The 5,185-nt window shown below is 49.6% G+C and carries 2 protein-coding genes; both read right to left on the bottom strand.

The features are described 5' to 3' along the window. Window positions 1-493 precede the first annotated feature (493 nt). The gene (locus tag WAZ62_RS20570; protein WP_422645407.1) at window positions 494-1,192 is read right to left on the bottom strand and encodes a hypothetical protein; all 699 of its coding nucleotides are present in this window, start codon (window positions 1,190-1,192) and stop codon (window positions 494-496) included. After that, a partial coding sequence (locus tag WAZ62_RS20575; protein WP_422645408.1) for an RHS repeat-associated core domain-containing protein occupies window positions 1,189-5,185 on the bottom strand: 3,997 nt, incomplete at its 5' end. The genes WAZ62_RS20575 and WAZ62_RS20570, both read right to left, overlap by 4 nt.

Consider the following 5,185-nt stretch of genomic DNA (forward strand, 5'->3'; position numbering starts at 1 on the left):
CTCGTTCCGTAGTCGATAACAAGAGTGTGACCCCGAATTTCTACCGAGTGTGACCTGGGGTGTTAAAAACTTGCCGTTTTTTCGAGTATTTCTGGAAATAACTTCACCGAATTTTATATTTTTAACCTCAAAATAACGTACAACAACAAATTATAGAGAATCGCAATATCTATTTTTCATCAAAAACCATGTTTGAGTTCAAAGTCAATGCTAAACCACTATAAATTCGTCTTTTAAATGCTGAAACCCGAAAAAAATGGCATGTTTCCTTTGTTGTAAAACAGTATGTTTTGTGTTTTTCTAAACTGTAACATGCATGTTCCCAATATGATACAAATAAAGCGGTGAAAAAAATGAATTTGAAAAATGCTCTTTTTAACACCCCAAGTGTGACCCCGAATTTCTACCAACTGACTGAATGTAATACCTAGAGCGTCATAGGAGTATCCATCACTCCCCACCGCCTCCACGCCTGTTACTCAATCATCGCCCCTCACTTCACCTTGTCATCAGGGGCTGTTTCATCATTTTTTGGCTGCTGAACTGCCTGGACACCTACACCTACACCTACACCTACACCTACACCTACACCAGGCTGGCACCGTTTTTCTTCTTCTTCCATCAAGCTTATAAGTTCTGCTTTTAAAAGAATCCCTAACTGGGGTGGCTTTAGTAATATAAGTTGACCATCGTTGCCTGAAGCATACTCAAAAAATACCATTTCTCCATATCCTTTATCGTTAAGATAGTGGTTAAGTAAAGCTACAAATCTGTTGCCAGCTACAAACCAACTACTTGGCATTATTGGTAATTCCTTATATTCCCACAGAATGTAAAGGAAGTCACCAACAGCCACTTGATGGGCCTCTTTTGTACTTGAATCAAAGTATTCAATTCTCTCCCCACCCCTTGAGATAAGCAAAATAGATATTTTTTCTAAGACCTGTAAGACCCCCATCTCGAATATTTCTTCACAATCTAGAGGGATGGATCTTTGTGTTGCTGGGATAAAAGGATCCCCATTCTCAGATATCTCAGATTTTATCTTGGTCAAGTCGGATTTCAAACAATACTCAAAAAAACCATGGCTTTCAAGGTCAGGCATAAGATTTCTAATTGTTCCGGAGGTAACTTTATTCAACTTAACATAACATGGATATGACTGTATATAGCGTAAATCGATTGTTTTCATTTTTTCCACCCCTTTAATGGTAATACTTGAATTGCTACTTTAGTACTACTTTGTATCTTGGCGACAGCATTTACAAAGTGGGGGTTTCTTAAATATGAAGAGAAATTTTCAGGTATAATCATCAGGAGGGATCTCGTATTAACGCTTGATATTGGTATCGGCATTGTTCCAGGAGGTGCGCCTGGAACTGGTTTAAAGTCCGATTTATGATTACCCAAAGAAGTCGCCTCATGCTCGATTGCGTCTAGGCAACGTTGCATATCTTGTTGATTTGTCTTAATCGAAGTAACATTTCCGTATTGAAAATCATCAATCATCTGATACTGGGTTGCGTTGGCACCTATTTTTTGTTCAACAAATTCGCCTGGGTTACCATTTACAAGTTTGACAGTTTCTGCATTATTTACTATTGCCTGCGCTGACATATTTATAAATGTTAACACTCCAGCAGAGACTGTGGTCCAAAATTCTATTCTTGCTGCATTGAGCAAATACCAATAAGTCAACCTTGTTGATAAAACATAAACCGCAGGTGCAATGCGGCCTACCAAGTTAAGAGTTTGAAGTGTAATTTGCATACAAGACGCAGCAACAAAATCAATCATAGTTCCAATACTTCTTCCCTCTGGATCTATGTTATTCACAGGATCCCCATGCGCATATGCATACTTATGCAAACTCTGCGGGTCATAATTATTCCCTCCAAACGGATCCAAGCTTGCGAACCTCCCGGTATTCTGATCGTAGTACCTGGCCCTCAAGTACTGCATCTGCAACTCGACATCGAACTGCTCCCCTGAGTACAACATATCTGTTTCGGCGGGGTTCGCAAGGTTCGGGTTTCCTCCGACCATGATTCCATAAGCGTCAAAATTATAGCTCGAAGTTACTGCTCCGGAGTTATCCGTGAGAAGTCTCGTGCTTCCATGCCCATCGTAGAGGAAATGCCTGACACCAGCACCTGACGACTGCGAGATCACGTCATCGCCCAGCACGTATGACTTAACAAGCGACCCGTTATTGGATTCTTCGAGGATCTGCGCATAGCCTGTATTATTTTGAGAATCAATCAGGAAGTTCCGGTTCTGAGCTACGCCATTTACGGTCGAATCCGCCTTCACTCGGATACCAGCGTGGTTGTATGCGTAGCTCGAAGAGATGTTCACGGCTTGACCATTTTCAACACGCTGGATGTTTGCGGATGCAAGCTGGTTGCGGGCGTTGTAGGAGAAAGTTTCATTGGTTCCATTAGTTGCATTGGTTTTGGAAACCAGGGAGCCATTCGGGTCGTAGGCGTAGGAGGTTTGACCGGTGAGGGAATTGTTCTCGGTGAGGAGCTGGTCGTTGGCGTTGTAAGAGTAAGAGATAACTGCCGGCGAGACGCCAGCGCTCCTTTTCTCAAGCCTGTTACCGACTAGGTCGTAGGAATAGGTATTGGAGTAATTCAGCTCGGCCACGGACGACACAGACTGTTCCTGGGTGAGACGATTAAGTCTGTCGTATGTGAAGGAGATATCAGTATTTGAGTAGGCGTTTCCGGTCTCAAGACGTTCCTCATGGACTCCTGTCCTGCGTCCGTTCGGGGCCAGCGTGTAGGTGAAGCCCGCGAGTAGCTGATCCGCCGAGTTATAGTGGGAGAGGCTTTTCAATCTATTCAAATTGTCGTAGGTGTATTCCGTCAGCACGCCATTTGGCAGTTCCATTGCCGCCCTGCTGCCGACCTTGGTATAGCTGTAGGCGGTCACTTCGGGTGAGGACAGCGCAATTCCGTTGCGCTTTGTGACCGTGACACTGGCAAGCCTGCCGAGCCTGTCGTAGCCATAGGACACGTCGGAGTTCGCCGTGTAGGTGCGTGTCTTTCTTCCCGTTACCTGATCATATTCATAATTCAAACTCCCTTCGGGACTTTGAACAAGGGTCATCCGACCCTCGGAGTCATAGGAATACTCCGTGTCGCCCCTGGCATCGGTGACCTTGTGCAACCTACCCAGCGTGTCGTAGTCATAGCTTATCGTGACTGGTATCGCGCCTGTACTCATCTGCGACTGGATGCGCCCGAAGTTGTCGTAGGAGAACTCCGTTGTCTGGCCTTTGAAGTCTGTCTTCAGGTAGAGCTGGCCCAAGTTATTATACTGCTGAGATTCCGTCTGGCCCATGGGCAACTTCCTTGAGAGCTGACGGCCCAAAGCATCGTAAGTAAATACAGTCTGGCGGCCTTTGGGATCAGTGATCGAAGAAAGACGACCGTAAGTATCGTAAGAATATGCATAGACAGGATTTACAGGATTATTACCGGATTCAGGGTCTGCGACTGAAGGCAAAACAACACCTGAGAGTCTTCCAGCATTATCATAGGAATAATTCTTCGTGATGCCGGACTGGTCGGTCTCTTTTATTTTCTGTCCGAGTTCGTTGTAGGTGACGGTGGTGAATGTGCCATCCGAGAAATTCGTCCTGACTCTTCTGCCCAGCGCATCGTAGACGAAGGAGGTCGTCCTGCCCAGGGCGTCGCGGACGAGCGTCTGGCGGCCGGCGGTGTCGTATTCCTGCTCCGTCCTGTTGCCGAGGGCGTCAATGACCGCGGTTGTCCTGCCAGCGATGTCGTACTCGTAGCGGGTTACTGCGCCTGTGGTGTCGGTGGATGCTATGACACGGCCAGCGCGGTCGTAAACTGAAGAGGAAGAACTAACCGCATTGCCGGCGGATGTTAACTGGCTTCGCTTGGATGCACCATTTACCGCAATTGAGATTGCGACATTCGCAAGACGGTCCGTGCGGATTACGCGGCCAATGATGTCGTAGACAGATCTTGAGCCGGTAGGGAAGGTGACGGTAGCGGGGACAGGAGTGCCGGCAGGGGTGCCGGCGTTCCATCTGTCGGCGGAGACTAGGACCCTGCCGTCAACGTCGTAGACCGTGCGGCTGACCGTACCGTCGGGATACTGTGTCTCGATCACGTTGCCCCGGTCGTCATAGACCGTGGTAGTGGTATTGCCTAGGATGTCCGTGGTCTGGAAAGGCTTTCCGATCTCGTTGTAGACGGTGCTTGAACTGTTGCCGAGGGGATCGGTGGAGCTTACGACCTGCCCGGCGGCGTTGTAGGTGGTGCTTGTGGAGACGGTGGTCGTGCCGCCGTTGCCGGAAGGATCTGTCCATACGTAGGAGGTGCCGGTCTGGTTGCCGTTGGCGTCGTAGACGAAGCCGCGTGTGAACCCGTTGATGTCGGTGGTCGAGGTCATGTTGCCGGAGCCGTCGTAATTGAAGTTGGCAACCGTCCTGCCCAGCGCGTCGGTAGTGGATTTCAGGTTTCCGGCCTGGTCGTAGGTGCTGTTCGTGGTCTGGCCCAGCGCATTGGCGGTCGCCACGAGGTTTCCACTGCCGTCGTAGGCGTTGGCGGTGGTGCTGCCGAGCGGATCCGTGACCGATATCAGGTTGCCGGTGCCGTCGTACTGGTATTTCGTCCTGTTGCCGAGGGGGTCGGTGACCGATGCGCGGTTGCCCTTGTCGTCGTAGGAATAGCGGGTGGTGTTCCCCAGCGGATCGGTGACGGACAGTTCGTTTCCGGACGCGTCGTAGGTGCGGGCGGTGGTGTTCCCGAGCGCATCGGTGGTGGATGTGACGTTGCCGCTGATGTCATAACGGTGGACCGTCGGATTGCCGCTCCTGTCGAACACGGTCTCGGTGCGGGCCGCGACATCGTGGGCCAGCGCAACGCGGTTCCCAAAAGCGTCAACAGTGGCGACAAGCCTGCCGGAGTCGTCGTACTCGCTGATAAGCGGTGTCAAACCCCTGGGATCCTTGATCGAGGTGATGAAGTGCGGCCTTGCAGGATCGGCATAGACGAACTCCGTCGTCCGGTACAAGTTGCCGTCTTCGAGCTTGTTGACCTTTATCAGGTTGCCGTTGCCAGGATCGTATTCGTAGGTGGCGTATGCAAGACCTGAGGGGTTGCCGTTCGCATCGAGGTTCTTCGGATCGTAGACGGCTGTGATG

Source organism: Zavarzinia sp., assembly GCF_049306435.1.
GTDB lineage: Bacteria > Pseudomonadota > Alphaproteobacteria > Zavarziniales > Zavarziniaceae > Zavarzinia.